The 19567-nt window shown below is 55.1% G+C and carries 20 protein-coding genes; 4 read left to right on the plus strand and 16 right to left on the minus strand.

The annotated features are described in order from the left end of the window. Positions 1-71 precede the first annotated feature (71 nt). The gene (locus tag BLP91_RS09995; protein ID WP_245662228.1) at positions 72-1208 is read right to left on the minus strand and encodes a S8 family peptidase; all 1137 of its coding nucleotides are present in this window, start codon (positions 1206-1208) and stop codon (positions 72-74) included. A gap of 415 nt (positions 1209-1623) precedes the next feature. Then, positions 1624-2073, minus strand: a complete 450-nt coding sequence (locus BLP91_RS10000) for a hypothetical protein (protein ID WP_091570368.1) — start codon at positions 2071-2073, stop codon at positions 1624-1626. 45 nt (positions 2074-2118) lie between these two features. Between BLP91_RS10000 and BLP91_RS10005 the strand changes: the two genes are divergently transcribed. Next, positions 2119-2559, plus strand: coding sequence for a YheC/YheD family protein (locus BLP91_RS10005; protein WP_342670290.1), 441 nt, complete (start codon positions 2119-2121; stop codon positions 2557-2559). Here the strand turns inward: BLP91_RS10005 and BLP91_RS10010 are convergent. Together BLP91_RS10010 and BLP91_RS10015 are read right to left on the minus strand one after the other, a co-directional pair. Further along, positions 2519-3355 carry a M23 family metallopeptidase gene (locus BLP91_RS10010; RefSeq protein ID WP_176757931.1) on the minus strand — a complete coding sequence of 279 codons (837 nt, stop codon included), beginning with the start codon at positions 3353-3355 and terminating at the stop codon, positions 2519-2521. The two genes, BLP91_RS10005 and BLP91_RS10010, sit on opposite strands and share 41 nt — an antisense overlap. Positions 3356-3454: 99 nt before the next feature. After that, a complete protein-coding gene (locus BLP91_RS10015; RefSeq protein WP_091570376.1) occupies positions 3455-5596 on the minus strand; it encodes a Tex family protein in 2142 nt (713 codons plus the stop codon). A gap of 187 nt (positions 5597-5783) precedes the next feature. On the opposite strand from BLP91_RS10015, the gene BLP91_RS10020 reads away from it, so the two are divergent. From BLP91_RS10020 to fdhD, 3 genes are all read left to right on the plus strand, one after another. Further along, a complete protein-coding gene (locus tag BLP91_RS10020) occupies positions 5784-6644 on the plus strand; it encodes a DegV family protein (protein ID WP_091570378.1) in 861 nt (286 codons plus the stop codon). 404 nt (positions 6645-7048) lie between these two features. Continuing rightward, positions 7049-7876, plus strand: a complete 828-nt coding sequence (gene nadE / locus BLP91_RS10025; protein WP_091570381.1) for an ammonia-dependent NAD(+) synthetase — start codon at positions 7049-7051, stop codon at positions 7874-7876. Between the two features lie 106 nt (positions 7877-7982). Further along, the gene (gene fdhD / locus BLP91_RS10030; protein WP_091570383.1) at positions 7983-8840 is read left to right on the plus strand and encodes a formate dehydrogenase accessory sulfurtransferase FdhD; all 858 of its coding nucleotides are present in this window, start codon (positions 7983-7985) and stop codon (positions 8838-8840) included. 89 nt (positions 8841-8929) lie between these two features. Here fdhD and sigB read toward each other — a convergent pair whose 3' ends face one another. The 12 genes from sigB to acpS form a co-directional block, all read right to left on the minus strand. After that, positions 8930-9715, minus strand: coding sequence for an RNA polymerase sigma factor SigB (gene sigB / locus BLP91_RS10035; protein WP_091570385.1), 786 nt, complete (start codon positions 9713-9715; stop codon positions 8930-8932). Next, positions 9678-10169: an anti-sigma B factor RsbW gene (rsbW, locus tag BLP91_RS10040; RefSeq protein ID WP_091570387.1), complete on the minus strand. Its 492-nt coding sequence runs from the start codon at positions 10167-10169 to the stop codon at positions 9678-9680. The genes sigB and rsbW overlap by 38 nt, the downstream gene beginning before the upstream one ends. 15 nt (positions 10170-10184) lie before the next feature. Next, positions 10185-10502, minus strand: coding sequence for an anti-sigma factor antagonist (locus tag BLP91_RS10045; RefSeq protein WP_091570389.1), 318 nt, complete (start codon positions 10500-10502; stop codon positions 10185-10187). A gap of 44 nt (positions 10503-10546) precedes the next feature. Further along, a complete protein-coding gene (locus BLP91_RS10050) occupies positions 10547-11566 on the minus strand; it encodes a PP2C family protein-serine/threonine phosphatase (protein WP_091570390.1) in 1020 nt (339 codons plus the stop codon). A gap of 232 nt (positions 11567-11798) precedes the next feature. Then, positions 11799-12149, minus strand: a complete 351-nt coding sequence (locus BLP91_RS10055; protein WP_091570400.1) for a type II toxin-antitoxin system PemK/MazF family toxin — start codon at positions 12147-12149, stop codon at positions 11799-11801. 5 nt (positions 12150-12154) lie between these two features. Next, the gene (locus BLP91_RS10060) at positions 12155-12406 is read right to left on the minus strand and encodes a CopG family ribbon-helix-helix protein (RefSeq protein WP_091570403.1); all 252 of its coding nucleotides are present in this window, start codon (positions 12404-12406) and stop codon (positions 12155-12157) included. A gap of 221 nt (positions 12407-12627) precedes the next feature. Continuing rightward, positions 12628-13806, minus strand: a complete 1179-nt coding sequence (alr, locus tag BLP91_RS10065; RefSeq protein ID WP_091570407.1) for an alanine racemase — start codon at positions 13804-13806, stop codon at positions 12628-12630. Beyond that, on the minus strand, positions 13796-14233 hold the full coding sequence (locus BLP91_RS10070) for a hypothetical protein (protein WP_091570410.1): 438 nt from the start codon (positions 14231-14233) through the stop codon (positions 13796-13798). Before BLP91_RS10070 ends, alr begins: the two co-directional genes overlap by 11 nt. A 425-nt stretch (positions 14234-14658) precedes the next feature. After that, entirely contained in the window at positions 14659-15699 is a 1041-nt protein-coding gene (locus BLP91_RS10080; RefSeq protein WP_091570415.1) for an oxidoreductase, read from the minus strand. 473 nt (positions 15700-16172) lie between these two features. Continuing rightward, positions 16173-17207 carry an outer membrane lipoprotein-sorting protein gene (locus tag BLP91_RS10090; RefSeq protein ID WP_091570419.1) on the minus strand — a complete coding sequence of 345 codons (1035 nt, stop codon included), beginning with the start codon at positions 17205-17207 and terminating at the stop codon, positions 16173-16175. A 63-nt stretch (positions 17208-17270) separates the two neighbouring features. Continuing rightward, positions 17271-18809, minus strand: a complete 1539-nt coding sequence (locus tag BLP91_RS10095) for an NAD(P)H-hydrate dehydratase (RefSeq protein WP_176757932.1) — start codon at positions 18807-18809, stop codon at positions 17271-17273. Positions 18810-19026: 217 nt separating this feature from the next. After that, entirely contained in the window at positions 19027-19404 is a 378-nt protein-coding gene (gene acpS / locus BLP91_RS10100; RefSeq protein WP_091570425.1) for a holo-ACP synthase, read from the minus strand. Between the last annotated feature and the right edge of the window lie 163 nt (positions 19405-19567).

Genomic DNA, 19567 nt, shown 5'->3' on the forward strand with positions numbered 1-19567 from the left:
AAAAACCGGGGTAACATTCACATCGCAACCCTAAAAAGAGTCAGACGGTCGGAACGCCGTCTGACTCTTTTTTAATATCGGACCGCTTCCGCGGCGTCGATCCTTCCCTTGGACCAATATACACCTGTCCCCGAAATCGAATCCGCTGTATTTTCGATGGCAGCCCGAACCTCGGAGGCGTTTCGTCCTTGGGATGCGAGCAGACCCGCCACCCCGGAGACATAGGGAGTCGCCATCGAGGTGCCGCTCAAGGTGCGGTACCCCCCGTCAGGTACCGCGGAGACGATGTCCACCCCTGGTGCGGCTATTTCCACCCACTTGCCGTAGTTGGTGAAGTCGGCTTTTTCATCATTGTTATCGATAGCCGCAACAGACAAGGTTTCTTCGTAGAAGGCCGGATAACTGGGGGTGCTCTCCCCTTCATTGCCGGCTGCCGCAACCACCAGCGCTCCGTGGCTTTTCGCGTATTGCACCGCATTCTGCAGGGTTTCGCTGCCCTTTGTTGCACCGAGGCTCAGGTTGATCACCTGGGCACCTGCATCGACGGCGTCTACGATCCCGCTGGCCACATCATCCAGGCTGCCGCTCCCTTCCTCGTCCAGGACACGTACAGCGTACAGGTTGACCCCGGGCGCCATCCCCGCGATACCAGTTCCGTTGTTGGTGGAAGCCGCCACGGTTCCAGCCACATGGGTCCCGTGTCCGTTTTCATCCATCGGGTCCCCGTCCCCTTCCACATAATCCGCGCCTCTGAGCACCTTGTCCGACAGGTCCGGGTGCTTGTAGTCGACACCGGTATCCAAGACGGCCACTGTCACCCCGCTCTCCCCTTGGGTTATCTCCCAGGCGGAAGAAGCTTTCACTTGACGAAGCCCCCATTGCCGGGAGTACTGGGGATCATCCGGGGCCCCGTAAGCATGAAAGGTGATATTCCGTTCGGCATATTCCACGTAAGGGTTGTTCTGATAAGCCTCCAACACCTTTTCTATCAGGTCACTCTCCACTTGCACCACATCAAAATCCAGCCGTTGATTCCGGTCCAACAGGTGGGCATCCACCTTTTCATGGAGAGTGGACAAAACCCCAGCCGGTGTACGTTCTTTGTATTTGACGATGATTTCTCCGTCAGCCGGCGGCCGATCCCAGTCGGCCATTGCCGAAGGGAGTATCAGAGCCGCCGCCAGCAAAAATACCGACGCTAAGGCCACGATACGTTTAATTTCAACCCTCTCCCTTTTTCTAAGATTGAACAGACCTTTCGCCCGATCCGGTCTCCATCATACATGATTGAATCGAACCTGTATGGGAGTTTCGATGAGACGGTTCGAAAGAATCAACGTAGCTCTCAGCCAGACAGTTTCACAAGATCGACAAACAGGCCCCCAGGCCTCGCTAAACAAACCCGCCAGGCGAAGAATGAAATAAGAAAACGGCAACCAGGCTGAAATATCGTTTATCCCGATGAGCTGAGCATGCAGCAGTCGCTCGGCAAAACCTTCATCTTTGTGACCCACGATATGGACGAAGCAACGGGTGTTATCCCCGACACGGAGCAAAGAAGAAACAAAAGCTGCCTAAGGAAAAGAGGCCAACCTGGCGCGGTTGGCCTCTCCTATGTGTTCATCAATTGGTGGGATCGTATTGAACCCCTTCATCCGTTGTCAAAGGACGTTCCGTTTCGCCGGCGGTCACCAACAGGATGGCACCCATCACCGCATTGCCGGTCATATACATCGCGTGGGCCCGTTCAGGACCGATCGCATATTGGGGGTTTCCCTCCCGAAGCTTTAGAGCGGAGCCATCACCGACGCCGCTTTTTTTCATCATGTTCTCCACGGCCTGACGGCATTCATCCGAGGATAAAACCAGGGGGTACATGCGGGCAAAGGTGGTGGCGATAAATTCGTCCCGATTAGAAGGCGCATTCGGCAGATTCTGTCCCTTCATCTCCGCTTCCACAAAAGCGGTGATCCGAGCCAGCTCTTCAGGCATCTGCCGAAACGCGGCTCCACAGGTGGCGGTCATTCCGGCGATGGTTCCACCCATTTTTTCGGGGATGTTTTGTTCGATCATCTAAGAACCTCCTCTCTCTGCCAGTCACCATTAGTTTTCCAGACTGTGGGCTTTTCATGCGGCGATGAAAACAAGAGACACCTTACCCCGATTTGCCGGAATATAACCGTCACAACAGGGGTTGAGGATCTGTTGAAAGAAGATCTGAGCTTGAACGACGCGCAATTCGAGCGGATGATCCGCGCACTGGAGGAAATCGCCGTCCGGGCCACTCGCGTCATCAGCCACCACCAACCCAAGTGGTGGGAATTCGGGGTCGATCTGGGAACCGAACCCAAAGGAAGGATTTGGATCTATGAGGTGAATTACACTCCCGGCGGTATGGTCTTCAAGGGTACCCAGGCATTTCAGGAGCACGGCTGCGCCAAATCGCCCGCCGCCAGGCGGAGAGGAGAAGGTGAAGGACAAAACCATCCGCCGGATGCTCGGATCCGACGGCTTTTGGTTATTCTTTTTCCCACACCCTTAAAAAGGGGTAAGGGTTGATCGCTTCCCGGGTCGGTGAAAATGTACTTTCCCGTACATACATACCGAAGTGAAGGTGAGGGGCAAACTGACCCGTCGTCCCCTTTGGACCGTACCCGCTGTCACCGACGTATCCGATCACCTGGCCTTTTTTCACCTTCGCGCCGGTTTGGATGTCGTCGGCATAACGGGACAGGTGGGCATAGTAGAAGGAAATTTGGGGATGATCCCCATCCATGATCGTCAACCTCCATCCGCCCAGCTCGTTCCATCCTTTCGCCACCACTCGGCCGTCATTGACAGAGCGGACAGGTGTCCCTTTCGGAGCCATCATATCGGTCCCTTCATGGGTCCGATCCCCGCCGTAGCTGCGGCTAGCCCCCCAGGTATCTCCGTAGGAAACCTCCGCCCCTTTTTTAAAGGGGAAAGCGTAATTTTCTCCCAAGGGAGCAGCCGACCAAGTGTAAGACTCCGCCAGACGGAGGATTTTTTCTCTCTTTTCAGTGGGAAAAAGCTGTTCTATCGCTCGCCTCGCTCCCTTTTCACCGGGACGTTTTTCTCCCGCCGCTTCCCGGATGCGAGCCGCTGTCTGGCGGATGCTCTTGGAGGTGACTTCTTGATAACCCTGGTCCACCTCGTCCACAGCGGCTAGATAAGGCCAGGGGATATCGCTTTCCTTTGCGATTTCCACATATGCACTGGCTAACTTTCCCGGAACGTTCATCTCAGGGATCTCCACCGACCGGGTCAGATCATGAATCAAAAATCCCGCCCCTACCAGGGCGAGCAGTAACAGGATCCGCAGGATCCATTTCAACATCCAGACCTCCTTTTAGGAATCGATCGCCGTGTCATAGTCTCCACAAGGTACAAGTCCCTCTGTCACCATCCCGATGCCGTCACTGGGTAGGCACCTTTAAACCGGCACCATGCTGAGAGCCACCCGCTCCCGCTCATGGTCTACCTCGAGTACCCAAACATCCACCACATCTCCGACGCGGACCACGTCCATCGGATGGTGGACAAAGCGGTCGCTCATTTTGGAGATGTGGACCAGCCCATCGTTTTTCAGACCGATATCAACGAAAGCACCGAAGTCGACAACATTGCGGACGGTCCCCTTTAATTCCATTCCCCGTTGCAGGTCCTCCAATTGCAATACATCGGAGCGAAGGACCGGGGCTGGCAGCTCCTCCCGGGGATCCCGTCCCGGACGCTGAAGAGAGTCGATGATATCCCGCAGAGTGGGCACACCGCAACCCAGTGTCTCGGCCATCGTTGTTACGTCGATTTCGCGGAGGAGACGGTTCAGCTCTTCGGTACCGATCATCGCCGTCGAACTGTTCAGCTCCTGCAGCAAGGCCTCCACCACCGGGTACGATTCCGGGTGGATCGGTGTTTTGTCCAAGGGATGGTCTCCGTCGGTCACACGCAGAAACCCGATACACTGTTCATAGGTTTTGGCCCCCAGTCGGGGAACGCTTTTTAGTTGACTGCGATCGGTGTATCGCCCCTCTTCTTCCCGCTTTTTGATGATATTTTTGGCTACGGTGGCATTTACTCCGGACACGTATTGAAGCAAGGAGACGGAAGCGGTGTTTACATCGACGCCTACGTGGTTCACCACCGATTCAACCACGGTGGTCAGGCTTTGATTCAGTTCTTTCTGGGAAACATCGTGTTGATACTGGCCGACCCCCACCGCTTTCGGCTCGATCTTCACCAGTTCCGCCAAAGGATCCTGAAGGCGACGGGCGATGGAGACAGCACTCCGCTTTTCAGTGTCCAGCTCTGGAAATTCATCCCGTGCCAGCTTGGAAGCGGAATAGACACTGGCACCTGCTTCGTTGACGATTACGTAATAAACCTTGTGGGGCAGTTCCCGGATCAGATCGGCGATAAACGCTTCTGTCTCCCGAGACGCAGTCCCATTCCCGATGGCGATGATGTCAATTTGATACGATTCCACCAAGCGGCGAATGGTTTGTTTCGCCTCTTCCACCCGATTTTGCGGCGGCGTCGGATAGACCACTCCCACATGGTGCATTTTTCCCGTTTCATCCACCACTGCCAGCTTGCAACCCGTCCGGTAAGCGGGATCGACGCCCAACACCTTTTTACCGCGAATCGGCGGTTGTAACAACAGATTGCGAAGGTTTTCAGAGAAAATGCGGATGGCCTGTTCTTCCGCTTTTTCTGTCATCAAGCTCCGAATCTCCCGCTCGATGGAAGGGGCCAGCAGACGTTTATATCCATCTGCCGCCGCCTGTTGCAAGTAACGGTGAGGGTGTCGGGAAAACCACCGCTCCAGCCGTTCCAGGATCGGCTGTTCATTCTCTGACTCTATACGGACCTTCAATATTCCTTCCCGTTCCCCTCGGTTCACGGCCAGCACCCGGTGGGAGGGCATTTTGTGGACCGGCTCCCGATAGTCGTAATACATCTCGTAGACGGACCGCTGCTCCGGGTCTTTCGCTTCCGTGGTCAGCTGGCCGTGCTTCCATTGATACTCCCGCACCCATTTGCGAATCTCGGCATCGTCAGACAATTCCTCCGCCAAAATGTCCATGGCGCCTTGGAGAGCCGCTTCTACATTCTCCACTCCCCGTTCCGCGTCGACATAGGCAGGAGCAACTTGTTCCACCTCCGTTTCCCTCTGAGCCCGGCGCATCGTTTCCGCCAAAGGAGTAAGCCCCCGCTCCCGGGCTTTGGAGCCCCGGGTTTTCCGTTTGGGACGGTAGGGACGGTACAAGTCCTCCACAGTCTGCAAGCGGGTGGCAGCTTCGATTTTCCCTTGCAGATCCTCCGTCAGTTTTCCCTGTTCGTCGATCAGCCGGAGCACCTCTTCTTTCCGTTCCTCCAGCTGGATCAGATATTGATTTCGCTCCTCGATCGCCCGCAGTTGATCTTCATCCAGCTCCCGGGTTTTTTCCTTCCGGTAGCGGGCAATAAAAGGAATGGTGTTTCCTTCCTCCATCAGTTGGACAGCCGCTTCCACCTGTTTAGGTGACAGGTTCAGCTCATCAGCGATGGTATGATATCGTTCCTTCGGTTGCATAGAGGCCTCCATATCCTGTTTGGTTTTCGCTCTCCCATGATATCGTGAACCCCGGACCGGCGCAATTTTCCATCTTCATGGGCTGGTTGACAAGCAACACCTTACGTCAACAACTGTTCTTCGATATAGTAAGGAATAACAGGTATTTATTCCAAGTGATACTCTACATATTAGGATGTGAAATCCCGTGAGCGTCAAAATCATCACAGATAGCGCCAGCGATTTGCCCCGGGAGGCAACGAAACGATATCACATCGACGTGATTCCACTGCTGGTTTATCAAAATGGGGAAGAATTTTTGGACGGGGTGACCCTGCAATCGGAAACAATGTTTCAGGCAATGCGCGCGGGAAAAAGTTTTCAAACCGCACAACCTTCTTTGGGCACCTTTGTGGAAACGTTCACCCGTTATGCTGAAAACGGCGAGTCCTGCATCTACCTGGCCTTCTCCTCGAAGCTGTCAGGCACCTTCCAGACCGCGGTGATGGCCCGGGATCAGGTGAAGGAGAGCCACCCCCAATTGGACTTGGATCTCCTGGACACCCGCTGCGCCTCAGTCGGATTCGGCATGGTTGTACTTAAGGCCGCCCAATGGGCCCAGGAAGGAAAGAGTAAAGAGGAGATCCTCTCCTTGACACGGGATTACGCCGCCCATATGGCCCACATCTTTACGGTGGACAATTTGGAGCACCTCTTCCGCGGCGGACGGCTCAGCCGGACCGCCGCCCTGGTCGGCGATCTGCTCAATGTGAAACCCTTGCTGCATATCAGAGAGGGGAAGTTGGTTCCTTTTGACAAGATCCGGGGACGTAAAAAAGCGATCCGACGCATTATCGAGGAGATGGGCAAACGCGGAGATGATTTGAAATCCCAGAGAATCGGGATTTGCCACGGCGACGACCCTGAAGGGGCAGATATGTTGAAGTCGGCGATCCAGGAAGCCTACGGCTGCGAAGACTTTTTTGTCCACATCATCGGCTGTGCGATCGGCGCCCACGCCGGACCGGGCACACTTTCTGTCTTCTTCCGTTCCCGGGAGACCAACTAAAACCCTACAATCATGATTGGACCTAGAAACGTTGTGATTGAGGCAGGGCCGATACGAGAGGAAGCGTTTACCCGAAAGAGCGACTTTGCATCCACGGACAGCACGAACCGATGGGCTGACGCCCTGAAATAAAGGATGCTTCCTACCCAGCGGAGAATCAGCATGCAAGGACGGTTTAGGGGCACTCACATTCAAAGAATTGACTCACCAAGACGGCTTTGCCCCTAAGATGATTCGGGCGAACAGTCCCCATATCTCTGTAGGAAGCAGGTGAGACGTGCCCTATGGGTGCAGTGTTCGGGTAAATGTCGCCGACTGCTTTTCACAGCTCTTCTAACAAGCTTCGATAGAAGACGATCGATCAGCGGCGGAAAAAACCTTCAAGAAAAGGAGGAATCCTTCCGATGAATTCCCTGCAACGGCATATCATAGACACGCTTCATGCCCAACCGCATATCGATCCGGAACAGGAAGTAAAGCGGCGGGTTGCCTTTATTCAGGATTATCTTCAAGCGACGGGCACCGACGGATTGGTTCTGGGGATCTCCGGCGGCCAAGATTCCACCCTGGCAGGCCGGCTTTCCCAACTGGCCGTGGAAGCGCTGCGGGAGAAGACCGGAGCCGAGGTCCGCTTTATCGCCATGCGCCTTCCCTATGGAGTGCAACAGGACGAAACCGATGCCCAACGAGCCTTACAATTTATTCAGCCGGATGAGACAGTCACCTATAACATCCAAAAAGCCGTGGACGAATCGGTGGCCGCTTATCAACAGGCCACCGGAAACCAACTGCCGGACTTTGTCAAAGGGAATGCCAAAGCCCGCATGCGGATGATCGCCCAGTACGAAGTGGCCGGCGCCCGCAACCTGTTGGTGGTGGGGACGGACCACGCCGCAGAAGGGGTGACCGGCTTTTTCACCAAATACGGAGACGGAGCCTGTGACTTGACTCCCTTGTCCGGCCTCAACAAGCGACAGGGAAAACAACTGCTCCAACATCTGGGAGCCGACCCTCTTCTTTATGAGAAGACCCCCACCGCCGATCTGTTGGATGATCAGCCTGGCCGTTCCGATGAAACGGAACTCCAGCTCACTTATGATCAGATCGATGATTACCTGGAAGGAAAAAATATCGAATCCGATGCTGCGGCCCGACTGGAAAGAAAGTTCCTCCAAAGCCGCCACAAACGAACCACACCGGTCTCTCCCTTTGATACCTGGTGGAAAAACTAAAAGGGCGTTCAAGTAAAGAGCAACACCGGATCGACCCGGGGGATATGATTCCCCCGGCGCCTTATCGATTGAAAATTGACAATTGATTTATAAGGGAGGAGCTTCAATGTACGGTACCACCCGGTCCCGAGCCAGTAAGCGGCCGGTTCAGCAGGTGAAGGGTGACAGCGCCCGTCGCATCCGCGATTCCCTGGCGGTGGAAGAGCCCCTGGAGATTCGATTGGTGTTTCCTCACCTGCCCGATCCGGTTCCGGTCGCCGTCACCATGCGCACACCTGGAGATGACTTTGAGTTGGCCGCTGGCTTTCTGTTTACAGAAGGAATCCTTTCTTCGGCGGAAGACATCCACACCATCACCTATTGCCGGGACCCCAAAGTGGATGGCGATCAGCAATACAACATCGTCAATGTCAATCTCCGCCCCGGAGTCACCCTCGATCAGAAGCAGTTGCAGCGGAATTTCTACACCAGCTCCAGCTGCGGTGTCTGCGGCAAAGCCTCTCTGGAGGCGATTCACGTCAAAGGGGTGCAGCCGGTGAGCGGGACGTTCCAGATCGGGGCATCGGTGATCCACCAGCTGGGGGATCGCCTCCGCCAAGAGCAGATGATATTTGAAAAAACTGGCGGTCTCCACGCCGCCGGCTGGTTCGACTCGGCGGGGAACCTTTTGGCTCTGCGCGAAGATGTCGGCCGCCACAACGCCGTCGATAAGCTGTTGGGCCACGCCTTTTTATCCCGCAAAATCCCGCTCTCCCAGTCCATCCTGATGGTGAGCGGCCGCAGCAGCTTTGAGATCATGCAGAAGGCGGCTGTAGCCGGTGTGCCGATGGTAACAGCCGTCTCCGCTCCATCCAGCCTGGCTTGTGATGTGGCCCGGGAGTTTGGCATCACCCTGGTCGGTTTTGCCCGGGGAGAACAGTTTAATATCTACACCGGCGGCCACCGCATCCTGCCCGACGCCTAAACATAAAAATTAAGCCGGGGATGGCAATCTCCCGGCTCCCTTTGTATAAAAAAACCGCAGGTGAGTCACCAACGGAGGCATCGACGAACTTATATGATTTCCGAGGGTTCCATCTGTATCGCTTCCCGCAACTTGCGAAGCGCTCGGCGCTGCAAGCGGGAGACATGCATCTGAGAAATACCTAGGGTTTCACCCGCTGTCTTCTGACTGACATTTTCAAAAAACGTCATCCGGATGATCTCTTGCTCCCGTTCGGTGAGCACTTGGAATGCCTTTTGCAAAAGCATATGCTGGTCCACCTGTTCATAACCGCCCTCCTGTCGGCCGATCAGATCCAACAGGGTGACCTGGCTCCCGTCTGTACTGGCCTCGATGGGACTGTCGACAGAAACGGCATTGTAACTCTGTCCCATCTCCATCGTCTCCAGCACTTCCTCCGGCGAAACGTCCAGGTATTCGGCAATCTCGTCCACTTGCGGGGAACGCTGCAGTTGGACCGTCAGCTCTTCCACCGCCTTCTTGATCCGGGGACCCAGCTCCTTAATCCGTCGCGGCACATGGACACTCCAGGTCTTATCCCGGATATGACGCTTGATTTCGCCGACGATGGTCGGCACGGCAAAGCTTTCAAAACTTCGGCCGTAAGAATCATCATAACGTCTCAAGGCTGCCAACAGGCCGATCATTCCCACTTGCACCAAATCCTCAAAGGGTTCCGCACCCTTGGCAAACTTGGACGCCAATGTTTCCACCAAGGGGGTGAACGTTTCGATCAGGATGGCTTGGACTTCTTCGTTCCCATCTTGTTGGTAACGGAAGATCAATTCCTGTATTTCGTCATCGGTTCGATTCTGTTTTTGCGGGCGAGTCGACATCCTGATCCACCTCGTCCCTGTTTGTAAACTTGGTAAGGGTGACGACGACACCTTGCCCACCATGAATATCCACACGGTCCATCAGGGTTTCCATCAGGTGGAGACCCAACCCCCTTTCCCTCATGGAGGTAAACGGCAATTGATTTTCGATGGGACCGCAACGCTTCTTCACTGCGGCGATATCGAAGCTGTTTCCTTCGTCTTTGATCTTGATCTCCAGCCGATCCCCAAAGATGTGAAAGGTGACGTCGATGTTTCCCTTATCCTCGCACTCCCTGTAAGCGTGATCCACCGCATTGGTACATGCTTCCGCTACAGCCAGCTTCATATCCTCAATTTCATCGTAATTGAAGCCGAGACGATTGGCAATCCCGGAAACGGTGAGACGGACCACACCGACATACTGCGCTTTGGCAGGTATGACCAACTTGATGACATCCTTGGTTTGATCCATTCCAATCCGCTCCTCCTACACTCCGTCTTCGATATCCAGGATTTCGGTGAGTCCGGTAATTTTCATCAGCCGTTTCAGACGAGGGCTCATGCCTGTGAGGACTAACCGCCCGCCCCCCGAACGAAGCTGTTTATACGCACCGATCAGGACGCCTAAACCGGTACTGTCCATATAATCGACACGGGATAAGTCCAAATAGATCTCACGGTTTTCCTTGCATAAAGGCATCAACTTCTCCCGAAGTTGAGGCGCCGTATAGGCATCCACCTCTCCGGAGACAACCAGGGCGGACACCTGTTCCGACCGTGTTTCTTCCTGAATCGTTACATTCATGGTCTCAACCTCCACATTCAGACTTTACCCAGGTACGAAGCTTTTCAAACGATAAGATCCCGATCATTTTTTCTCCGGATCATCAGAATGGTTTGGTCATCTTTCAGATTGTATTTCGCCCGTTCATACAAATTTTGATAGATGGCTTCCACTGCCTGTTGTGCCGGTTGATCCAGATGGGCGCGGAGCAGTTCCTTCAATCGGTCCCGCCCCAAAAAATCACCGTCGATCCGAGCTTCCGTCACTCCGTCGGAAAAGAGAATAATGGCGTCTCCCGGCTCCAGGGAAAGAGAATATTCCCGGTAGCGGGTATCTTTCGTCACACCCAGGACCAGGCCGCGGGTGGTCATATCTTTGAAGCTGCCTTTTTTCGCATGATAAAAAATCCCCGGCTCGTGACCAGCCGCCGCATACCGAAAGGTGTGGCGGCTGGAGTCATATACCCCATACACCATGGTGATGAACATGCTCGGATCCACATTTCGTTCCACTACGTTATTCAGGCGGCGCAGGATTTCTGATGGACCAGAAGGGTTGTCCAGTTGATCCATAGCGTATTTGATCATCGACATACAAAGCGCGGCAGGGATCCCTTTGCCGATAATGTCCGATAGGGCGACTCCGATCGACGAATCGCCGTGATTGACAAAGTTGTAGTAATCGCCGCTCATCCGGTTAGCCGGAACGCTGATGACACCGATATCCAACTGGGGCAATTGGGGAGGCGCGTCCGGCAACAGGGTCTGCTGCATTCCGACAGCCACTTCGATCTCATAATCCAATTCTTTCTGTTTATTGATGAGGCTGTCATGCTCCCGCAAAGCAATGCCATAGCCGATCATCATCTCGATGAGAAGGTCAAAGGAGAGATGAACTTCTTCCGGAAGATCCGGCATTTGCCGTTTGACGGCCTCTGCATGTAAACTGACCATCTCTTCCGGTGGAATCTTCTGTTCCATCATCCACTTGCTCATCTGCTGAGCCGCATACAACTGGTCCTCCCGCCGATCTTTGAGGTAGGAGGTGAGCAACTCTCGGTATTGCTCCATCATTTCTTCTTTCATCTTGTCACCCCAAATCAGTGGCGGCGGCCCCGGTACACCGCACACAGTTCTCCCTTCGTCCACTGGGAACACTGGGGAATTGGCACGAGGCCCCCTCAACCGGTTACCGGGGAAACACCGGGTCCCGTCCAGTTCCGTTCAATTATACAACATCCATCCCAACTCTTCGATGAGGAAAGCCCTGCTACGCAAAAAAAGAGGTGCCATTTTAAGGCACCTCGTTGGGAACGGATCAGAAGTCGATCAATCCCAAACTGATATTTAACGCCTCATTCACCCGGAACATCATCTCATCATCCAGTTGGGTGATTTTATCGGTCAGGCGCTGTTTATCTATGGTTCTAATCTGTTCTAACAGAATGACCGAATCCCGGTCAAACCCATAGTTTTGAGCATCAATTTCCACATGAGTAGGCAATTTCGCCTTCTCAATCTGGGCAGTAATCGCGGCGACGATCACAGTGGGGCTGAACCGGTTTCCGATGTTATTTTGAATAACCAGAACAGGTCGAACCCCACCTTGTTCAGATCCGACCACTGGTGAGAGATCGGCAAAATAGACATCGCCACGCTTTACAATCAAATGAATTACACCCCGCTAACCAGACGAATGGTCGTATCGTCTGCCTCTTCTTCCGCCTCAAACGCTTCCGAAGCAATGTTGAGATTAATCTTGGCCATCTCCATATAGCCCCGCTGCATCATTTCGCGAATCAGCCGTTTTTTCCGTTCATAGAGATACATCTTCATCGCCTGACGCACAAACTCGCTGCGGTTGGAGTTTTCCTGTTCCACCATCCCGTCTACTTCCTGAAGCAATTGCTGAGGTAGGCTGATCATGATTCTCTTTGTCTCTGACAACGTACGCACCCCCAACAAATCATCACCGTGGGCGATTTTCCCTTTTCAATACTACCATTATGATAAACCAGTTGCAAAAATATACTTTTGAGGCCTTACCCCTTAGGGAAACATCCCCGTAAACACCGCGAGGGACAATATTAAATTTATTCGCCCCGCACACTAAAATTCCTTCCCCGGGGGATTCTTCTTTTATGAAGTCAAACAGCCTCCAGGGGATTCACGATGTCCACCACTTGACCGTTGCTCACATAGATCCGGGGGACTCGGCGGTCGATCATACAGGTGACCTCGTAGGAAATGGTGTCCAGAAGGTCAGCTACTTCATCCACATGAACCGTACCGGAACCCTGGGATCCGTAGAGGACCACCTCCTCCCCCACCTTTACCGGCATCGCTGAGGTCACATCCAACATGGTCTGATCCATACAGATCCGTCCGATGATAGGAACTCGTTTCCCCTGAACCAGGGCAACCCCCCGGTTGGACAACAGGCGGCTATACCCGTCGGCATACCCAACCGGCAGGGTAGCGATCCACTGCTGGCCGTCGGTGACGGCTGTTTTCCCGTAACTGATCCCCGTGCCGGCGGGCGGACGCTTCAGCTGGACAATCCGTGTTTTCAAGGTGAGTGCCGGCTGAAGGCGAACCGCTTCTTGGTTCACCTCTTCCGACGGATAATATCCATACATACTGATCCCCAGTCGGATCATACCGTGACACCAGTCTGGCATATCGATAGCCGCCGCGCTGTTGGCGCAATGGATGAGTGGGATGTGAATCCCCGCTTCCGCCAGCTGATCGATCACGCGAAGGAGCCTGTTATGCTGTTGAACCGCGTACTCCTTGTCCCCATTATCGGCAGTAGCAAAATGGGTAAACAAACCCTCCACTTCCAAATGGGGTTCCCGGACCCACTCCTGGACCAATGGAAGCACCTGATCCTCCCAGATGCCCAGCCGCCCCATCCCCGTATCCACCTTCACATGGACCCGGGCCTTGCCGCCGGCTCGTTTCGCTTCCTGGATCACCGTTTCCGCGCTCTCCCGGTCAAAGACGGTAAGGGCAATATCTTGTTCCAGTGCCGCCCGGATCCCCCGGGCAGGAGTATATCCCAGGGTCAGGATCGGGGCCTGGAGCCCCGCTTTTCGAAGTTCCAGCGCCTCGTCCAAAAAAGCGACAGCCAGATGGGTAGCCCCCGCCGCCAGCGCGGCCCGGGCCACTTGGACCGAACCGTGTCCGTAGGCATTGGCTTTCACCGTCGCCATCAGCCGGCAGGATTCCGGCAGACGATGGCGGAACTCTGACACATTGTGTCGGATGGCGTCCAGATCGATGACCGCTCTGGTATCGCGATAAAATCGGGGCTTATCTTCCATCGGCATTCAACCCGCGCTTATTCAGCTCCAACTGAACATTGAGAGCATCAAGAAATTCGTCACTGACCAACAGCGGCCGCTTCTTCCCTTTGATGCGGTAAATGTAGGGAAAGTCAAAGGATCGCTCCACCTGGGAGAGAGGAACCTCTTCCCTCTTTCCGCCGGTTTCAAACACCAGCCGATCCTGAAACAGGGTATATGACGGCCGACGCAGCGCTCGGAACAGAGCGGGCACCCCGGCCATCACCGCGGCCCCCCACAGCAGGAGAAACCCGATAAATGGAGCGGACCGGATCTCTAAAAAGGGTAGCACCGCCAGCAGCCCCGCTAAAAACAGACCCATCTCGGCCAAACGCAACCCCCGGCTTTTCCGGTACAGCAATACCGTATATGCGGTCGTTTCTCTGTAGATTGGTTGTGATTTCATCTTTTTCCCCTTTATCAAAAAGGAGCCCGCGGTCCCTCATAAACCCGCCGGACTCGCTTCATCCAAAGTTATGATACAATGGCGCAAACTCATTTGCAAAGATGGTTTTTTCTAATGCCTCCCGCTTTTTTGCTTGATGCGGCTAAGCACATGGATTATCCCTTAAATGTTCGCCGTTCACGGTTCGATAGGAAAGTTTTCTTACCAGAAAAAGCGATCTACCGCAAACCGATAGACTGGCGCCTGAAGCAGGATGATCGGCAGAATCATCCACCCCTCCCCCAGGACAGCATAGCGAGACCAGGAACGGAGTGACCTGGCGAGACTTGTGCCCAATGGGTGCATAGCGAGACCGGGAACGGAGTGACCTGGCGAGACTTGTGTCCTGTGGGTACCGTTGCCGGCTTCGGAAATCTATTGGCACCCTACTTAAAGGGAACCATCCGTTTTTCCCGGCTGCTGTCCAGGGCACGCTCGATCACCCGGATCGCCCGGGCAGCTTCCTGTGGCGCCACCGGCGGGCGAGCCTTTGCGAGAATCGCATCCCGGATCCCCTGATAAAACACTTCGTACTGTCCCCGCAGGCTGGGAATCTGTTCCCTCTGCAGCTGATCGCTCTCAAACTTTGTCAGCCAGGCACGCTCCTCCGTCCGGTTTTCTCCCCAACCGGAATCCCCAGGCCGCAACCCCGCTTTTAACGCCTCCTCCTGACGATCCGCCCCATACGTAATGAAGCTGCCATGGGTTCCGTGAACTTCAAACCGGGGACCCGGTTCAGCCACCACTGAACCCGAGTCGAGGATCACCCGCACCCCTTTGTCATACCCCAACACCATGTGAAACCAATCGGGAGCCGCCGCTCCGTCACGCTGAGAACGCACCTCAGCCCACACTGTATCCGGTTCACCAAACAGGGTGAGCGCCTGGTCGATCAGATGGGAACCGAGATCGTATAACGTTCCACCGCCCGCAGCGTCCTGTTCCTTCCACCTCTCTTTCACCGCAGGTCGGTAACGATCAAACCGGGCTCGGTAAGTGTGGACCGGCCCGAGCCGGCCTTCTTCCATACATTGCTTCAAGGTTAGAAAATCATGATCCCAACGCCGGTTGTGAAACACACTGAGCATCCGTTTCTCCCTTTTCGCCATACGGATCAATTTTTCCGCTTCCGCGGAGCGGAGGGTGAAGGGCTTGTCCACCACCACGTGTTTACCAGCCAAAAGCGCCCGCCTCGCCTGTTCATAATGAAGCCGATTCGGGGTGGCCACCACCATCAAGTCGATATTCGCACTTTCCAACAGCTCGTTTTCCTCCACCACCCGGACCCCCGGCAGCTCCGCTTCCACTTGGGCCCTTTTACTCGTCACCACGCCGACCAGCTCCAGCCCTGGCGTCGCCTCGATCAAGGGCGCATGAAACACCGAGCCCGCCAAGCCATATCCGATCAGTCCCACACGAATCGTCAAAAACAGCCTCTCCTCCCCTTGTAAAATCTTTTTCTATCCTACCATTTACGTAAAAGCAGGCAAAACGGGATTTACACAGGAATGATGACACCAAAGAAAGAAATCAACAGCATCCTGCCTGACGGAGAGGATCATCCTTGAACATTAGCCGATATAAACAAGCGATCGCGAAACAGATCCGGGATGGAGGATACCATCCGTCGCGCCGATCCAGGATGGGTGGGACTTTTTTGTACTGGAAGTGAACCGGGACTGGATGTTCCGCTTTCCCCGCCGCTCCGAAAGAATCCAGCAATTGAAAATATCCCGCTGGCTCCGCTATCCGTGGTCAAAAAAAGACCGACAAAATCCGGCCTATGATATAACATGATCCCACTCATTTATTTCCGTCGGATGAATGGATACCATCCATTCTTGTGACAAACCATAAAAATCACCTGCACGGGGTGCAGGTGAAGGTTGGCTGGAAGCCATTATTTTTCTTGTTGCTCGAAGACGGAGCGGGCGATTTTGCCCATCGTCTCTTCAGATAGTTTGCCGATCAGCTGGTATTCGACTCCCTCATAGGTCCAGGACATCCTTTTCTTCTTCCCCTCCGTCTCTAAGAGAACCCCGACGGTATAGTCCAGGCTATAGGGCTTTCCGTAAACCGGAAGACTGGCTTCCATGGCTGCTGGCCGCTTCTGGGTCAGCGTAAAAGGGGTTTTTCCTTTGTAACGCATGATTACCGTTTTGCCGTCAGGGGTGTCCACCGTCGTTTCTTCTGTCAACTGGCTGCCTTCAGGGACCCATGCTGGAGTGACGGTTTCCGGCGCTTTGTTCTCTTGTGACTTCTGCTTCTCTTTCTGGGACATCGTGGGAACCGTGCGGCCCGCTACACCGGTCATATTCCGATCCTTTTCAAAGGCGTCCTTGTCAAAAGAGGCGTTGGGTTCAAAACGGTCAAAGTGGACTTCCACCATCACCTTCTCTTCCTCGTTCAAAACTTCTACTTTTTCCGGATGGTAGTCCTTATCCAACCAGATACGCTGCTTGTTCATGGCCTGGTTTTGGCTGTAATCGGCCAACACTTCAAACTGATACGTTTTTTCCGAAGGAATCATCTTGCGGCTCGTATCATCGATAATACTGTTCAACAAGGACTGGTAGAGATACACCTGCCCGCCGTTTTCCGGCCAGTCACTCTGAAACCGGAAGCTTTTCTCCAGATGGGGGGTCAACACATAAACCCCCTCATCGTTTCGGAGCAGGATCTGGGTGACGTCTTTTTTGGTGTTTTTGAGGGAGACCCGGTAATAATGAGGCTTTTTGTACCAAACCTCCACCTCGTATTCCTGGGGCGAGGTGCCGGAATGGATCACCATTTTGCCTTTGCTCTTGTACCCTTTCATCTTTTCGGAACGTTTGGACAGGTCGCTCACGACTTGATCGGCGCTCTTTTCCCCGCAACCGGACAAGGCAGCTACGACCACCAGGACGACGATCAACACCCATGTGATCCGACGCATGTCATCATCCCTTTCCCCGTGGAAAAGCGTTTCAAGAGATGTGTCGGTCAGGCACGGGCGCGATCAGGGGGTCTGATGGATCGCACGCCCCAACTGGGCGATCACATCGGAAGCGAGCACGCTGTGGGTCGAATCGGTGACAGCCAGACGGCCGGCCAAACCGTGGAGATACACCCCCATCGGAACCGCCTGTTTTACTGGTATTCCCTGAGCGATCAACGCCCCTAGAACCCCGGTGAGAACGTCACCGGAACCGGCTTTGGCCAAAGCTGGATGGCCACTGGTGTTGACCACCTGCTCGCCGTCGGGAGAGGCGATCACGGTAAAGGTGCCCTTCAATACCACAGTGGCCCCGGTTTCTTCTGCCAGGTTCCGGGCGACCCGGTGGCGGGAGGCTTCCACCTCCTGGACCGAGGTGCCGGTCAACCGGGCCATCTCCCCGGGATGCGGGGTGAGCACCGTCTCCTGGGGACGCTCCTTTAACGGGGTAAGATCCCGAGACAGGATGTTGAGCGCATCGGCATCCAAAACCAGCGGGCAAGGGGTACGATGGAGCAAAGCCTCCAACCACGCCCCTTCACCTTCAAACCGGCCCAGCCCCGGCCCAGCGGCAACGGCATCAAAACGGTTCAGGCGCTCCTCCCAGTCCGGCGGTAGCTCGCCGCTAAAGCGACCCTCCGCTTCATCAGGCCAGCCCCAGACCAAAGCCTCGGTCACCTTGGCGGCCATCGCAATTTCCTGTCCCCGGGGAACACCGAGCGTGGCCATCCCCGCCCCGGTGCGCAGGGCTGCCATCCCCGACATTGCCGCAGCCCCCAACATCCCTCGGGATCCGCCCAATACTAGCAGGTGCCCATAGGTTCCCTTATGGCTCCAGGGGGAACGGGGCGACAGGTGATGTTGCCACAGAGCGGGGGTATTTACCTGGGCTCGAGGCGGATGGTGTTCCACCGCCGCAGCTGGAATGCCGATGTCGACCACCTGTAACTCCCCGCAAAACTTGGCCGCGGGAGGCAAATAGTGACACCACTTGGGAGCCGCAAAAGTAACCGTAAGATCGGCCCCTGCTATCTCCCCGAGCACCGCCCCGGTGTCGGTATCCACTCCGCTGGGGACATCGACGGCCAGGATATACCGCGGACGGATTTCCTTCACCATCCGCAGGATACTTTGTACCGGTTCTCGCAATCTCCCCCGCACCCCAGTTCCCAAAAGGGCGTCCACCCCGACATCCGCTCGACCGAGATCCGCTGCCAACTCTTGGCTCCGCGACGGGTCGTAAGCCTTGACCGCAAGGCCCATCTTCCGGCAGACACCGTAGAAAGCTCGCGTCTCCGGCGACATCTTTTCCACCGACCCGGACAACCAGACAGAAACATCCCAACCGGCGGCAGCCAGGTGGCGGGCGATGACAAATCCATCGCCGCCGTTGTTTCCCGAACCGGCCAGGATCACAGCCCGATTCGCCTCCGAAAAACGATCCAACAACGCGCGAGCCGCTTTTTGACCCGCATTCTCCATCAGTACCGCACCCGGCATCCCGAACTGCTCAATGGTATACCGGTCCAGATCGCGCATCTCCTGTGCAGTGTAGAGATACAAAAAGATGTCCCTCCCAACCGCGTTATAACTATATGTACAGCCCTGTCCGGATATGCAGACAAGGATGACGGGCTTAGTACCCCTTCCAGAAATGTTCATCTGATCACCGAAAGAAAGACGGCCGTTCACCCCCAAAGCGAGACCGGGAGCGAAGCGAACCTGGCGAGACTTGTGCCCTATGGGTACAAAGCGAGAGCGGAACAAGTGACCCGGCGGATCACCGTCCCTCGACCACAGCAAAGGCGGCGGCGGTTTCCCGGGTGTGGGTGATCGAGAGGTGAACCCACACTCCATCCTCCCGCCACCCCAGCCGCTCTAACGCCTCAGGGACGATCCGGACGTGGGGTTTTCCCTGGGAATCCCGTTGGATCCGTATATCCTGAAACCCCACCACCCCTCCGATTCCTGTCCCAGCCGCTTTAGCTACGGCCTCCTTCGCCGCGAACCGCCCGGCCAGCCACTCCACCATCCGACCGGGATGCGTCGGCTGCTCCGACTTTTCTTCATCGGACAAAATCCGTTCTGCCAACCGATCCACTCCGGTCCGACGGATCCGCTCGATTTCCGCCAGATCGGTACCGATCCCCAGGATCATTGGAACCTTCCTTTCTTTCGTATGGTATCTCCCATACGGGGAAAGCGTCGCCCCCCATTTTCCCCCCGCGAACAACTGGCTGCCGCTCGAAAGATTCGCCAATGGAAAATCAGCATGTAAGGGTGTACAGGGGAACTTTCACCTATCCATTTTCTTAAAGTCG

Origin of the sequence: Melghirimyces thermohalophilus, assembly GCF_900102685.1 — a bacterium.
Taxonomy (GTDB): domain Bacteria; phylum Bacillota; class Bacilli; order Thermoactinomycetales; family DSM-45169; genus Melghirimyces; species Melghirimyces thermohalophilus.

What these genes read in the sequence shown, in the direction of transcription:
- BLP91_RS10060 (WP_091570403.1), bottom strand. Translation starts at nt 12,406, where the DNA reads ATGATCAGCCTACCTCAGCAATTGCTTCAGGAAGTAGACGGGATGGTG.
- rsbW (WP_091570387.1), bottom strand. Translation starts at nt 10,169, where the DNA reads ATGGATCAAACCAAGGATGTCATCAAGTTGGTCATACCTGCCAAAGCG.
- acpS (WP_091570425.1), bottom strand. Translation starts at nt 19,404, where the DNA reads ATGATCCTGGGGATCGGTACCGATCTGGCGGAAATCGAGCGGATCCGT.
- BLP91_RS10015 (WP_091570376.1), bottom strand. Translation starts at nt 5,596, where the DNA reads ATGCAACCGAAGGAACGATATCATACCATCGCTGATGAGCTGAACCTG.
- BLP91_RS10090 (WP_091570419.1), bottom strand. Translation starts at nt 17,207, where the DNA reads ATGCGTCGGATCACATGGGTGTTGATCGTCGTCCTGGTGGTCGTAGCT.
- nadE (WP_091570381.1), top strand. Translation starts at nt 7,049, where the DNA reads ATGAATTCCCTGCAACGGCATATCATAGACACGCTTCATGCCCAACCG.
- BLP91_RS10000 (WP_091570368.1), bottom strand. Translation starts at nt 2,073, where the DNA reads ATGATCGAACAAAACATCCCCGAAAAAATGGGTGGAACCATCGCCGGA.
- fdhD (WP_091570383.1), top strand. Translation starts at nt 7,983, where the DNA reads ATGTACGGTACCACCCGGTCCCGAGCCAGTAAGCGGCCGGTTCAGCAG.
- BLP91_RS10070 (WP_091570410.1), bottom strand. Translation starts at nt 14,233, where the DNA reads ATGAAATCACAACCAATCTACAGAGAAACGACCGCATATACGGTATTG.
- BLP91_RS10045 (WP_091570389.1), bottom strand. Translation starts at nt 10,502, where the DNA reads ATGAATGTAACGATTCAGGAAGAAACACGGTCGGAACAGGTGTCCGCC.
- BLP91_RS10050 (WP_091570390.1), bottom strand. Translation starts at nt 11,566, where the DNA reads ATGAAAGAAGAAATGATGGAGCAATACCGAGAGTTGCTCACCTCCTAC.
- sigB (WP_091570385.1), bottom strand. Translation starts at nt 9,715, where the DNA reads ATGTCGACTCGCCCGCAAAAACAGAATCGAACCGATGACGAAATACAG.
- alr (WP_091570407.1), bottom strand. Translation starts at nt 13,806, where the DNA reads ATGGAAGATAAGCCCCGATTTTATCGCGATACCAGAGCGGTCATCGAT.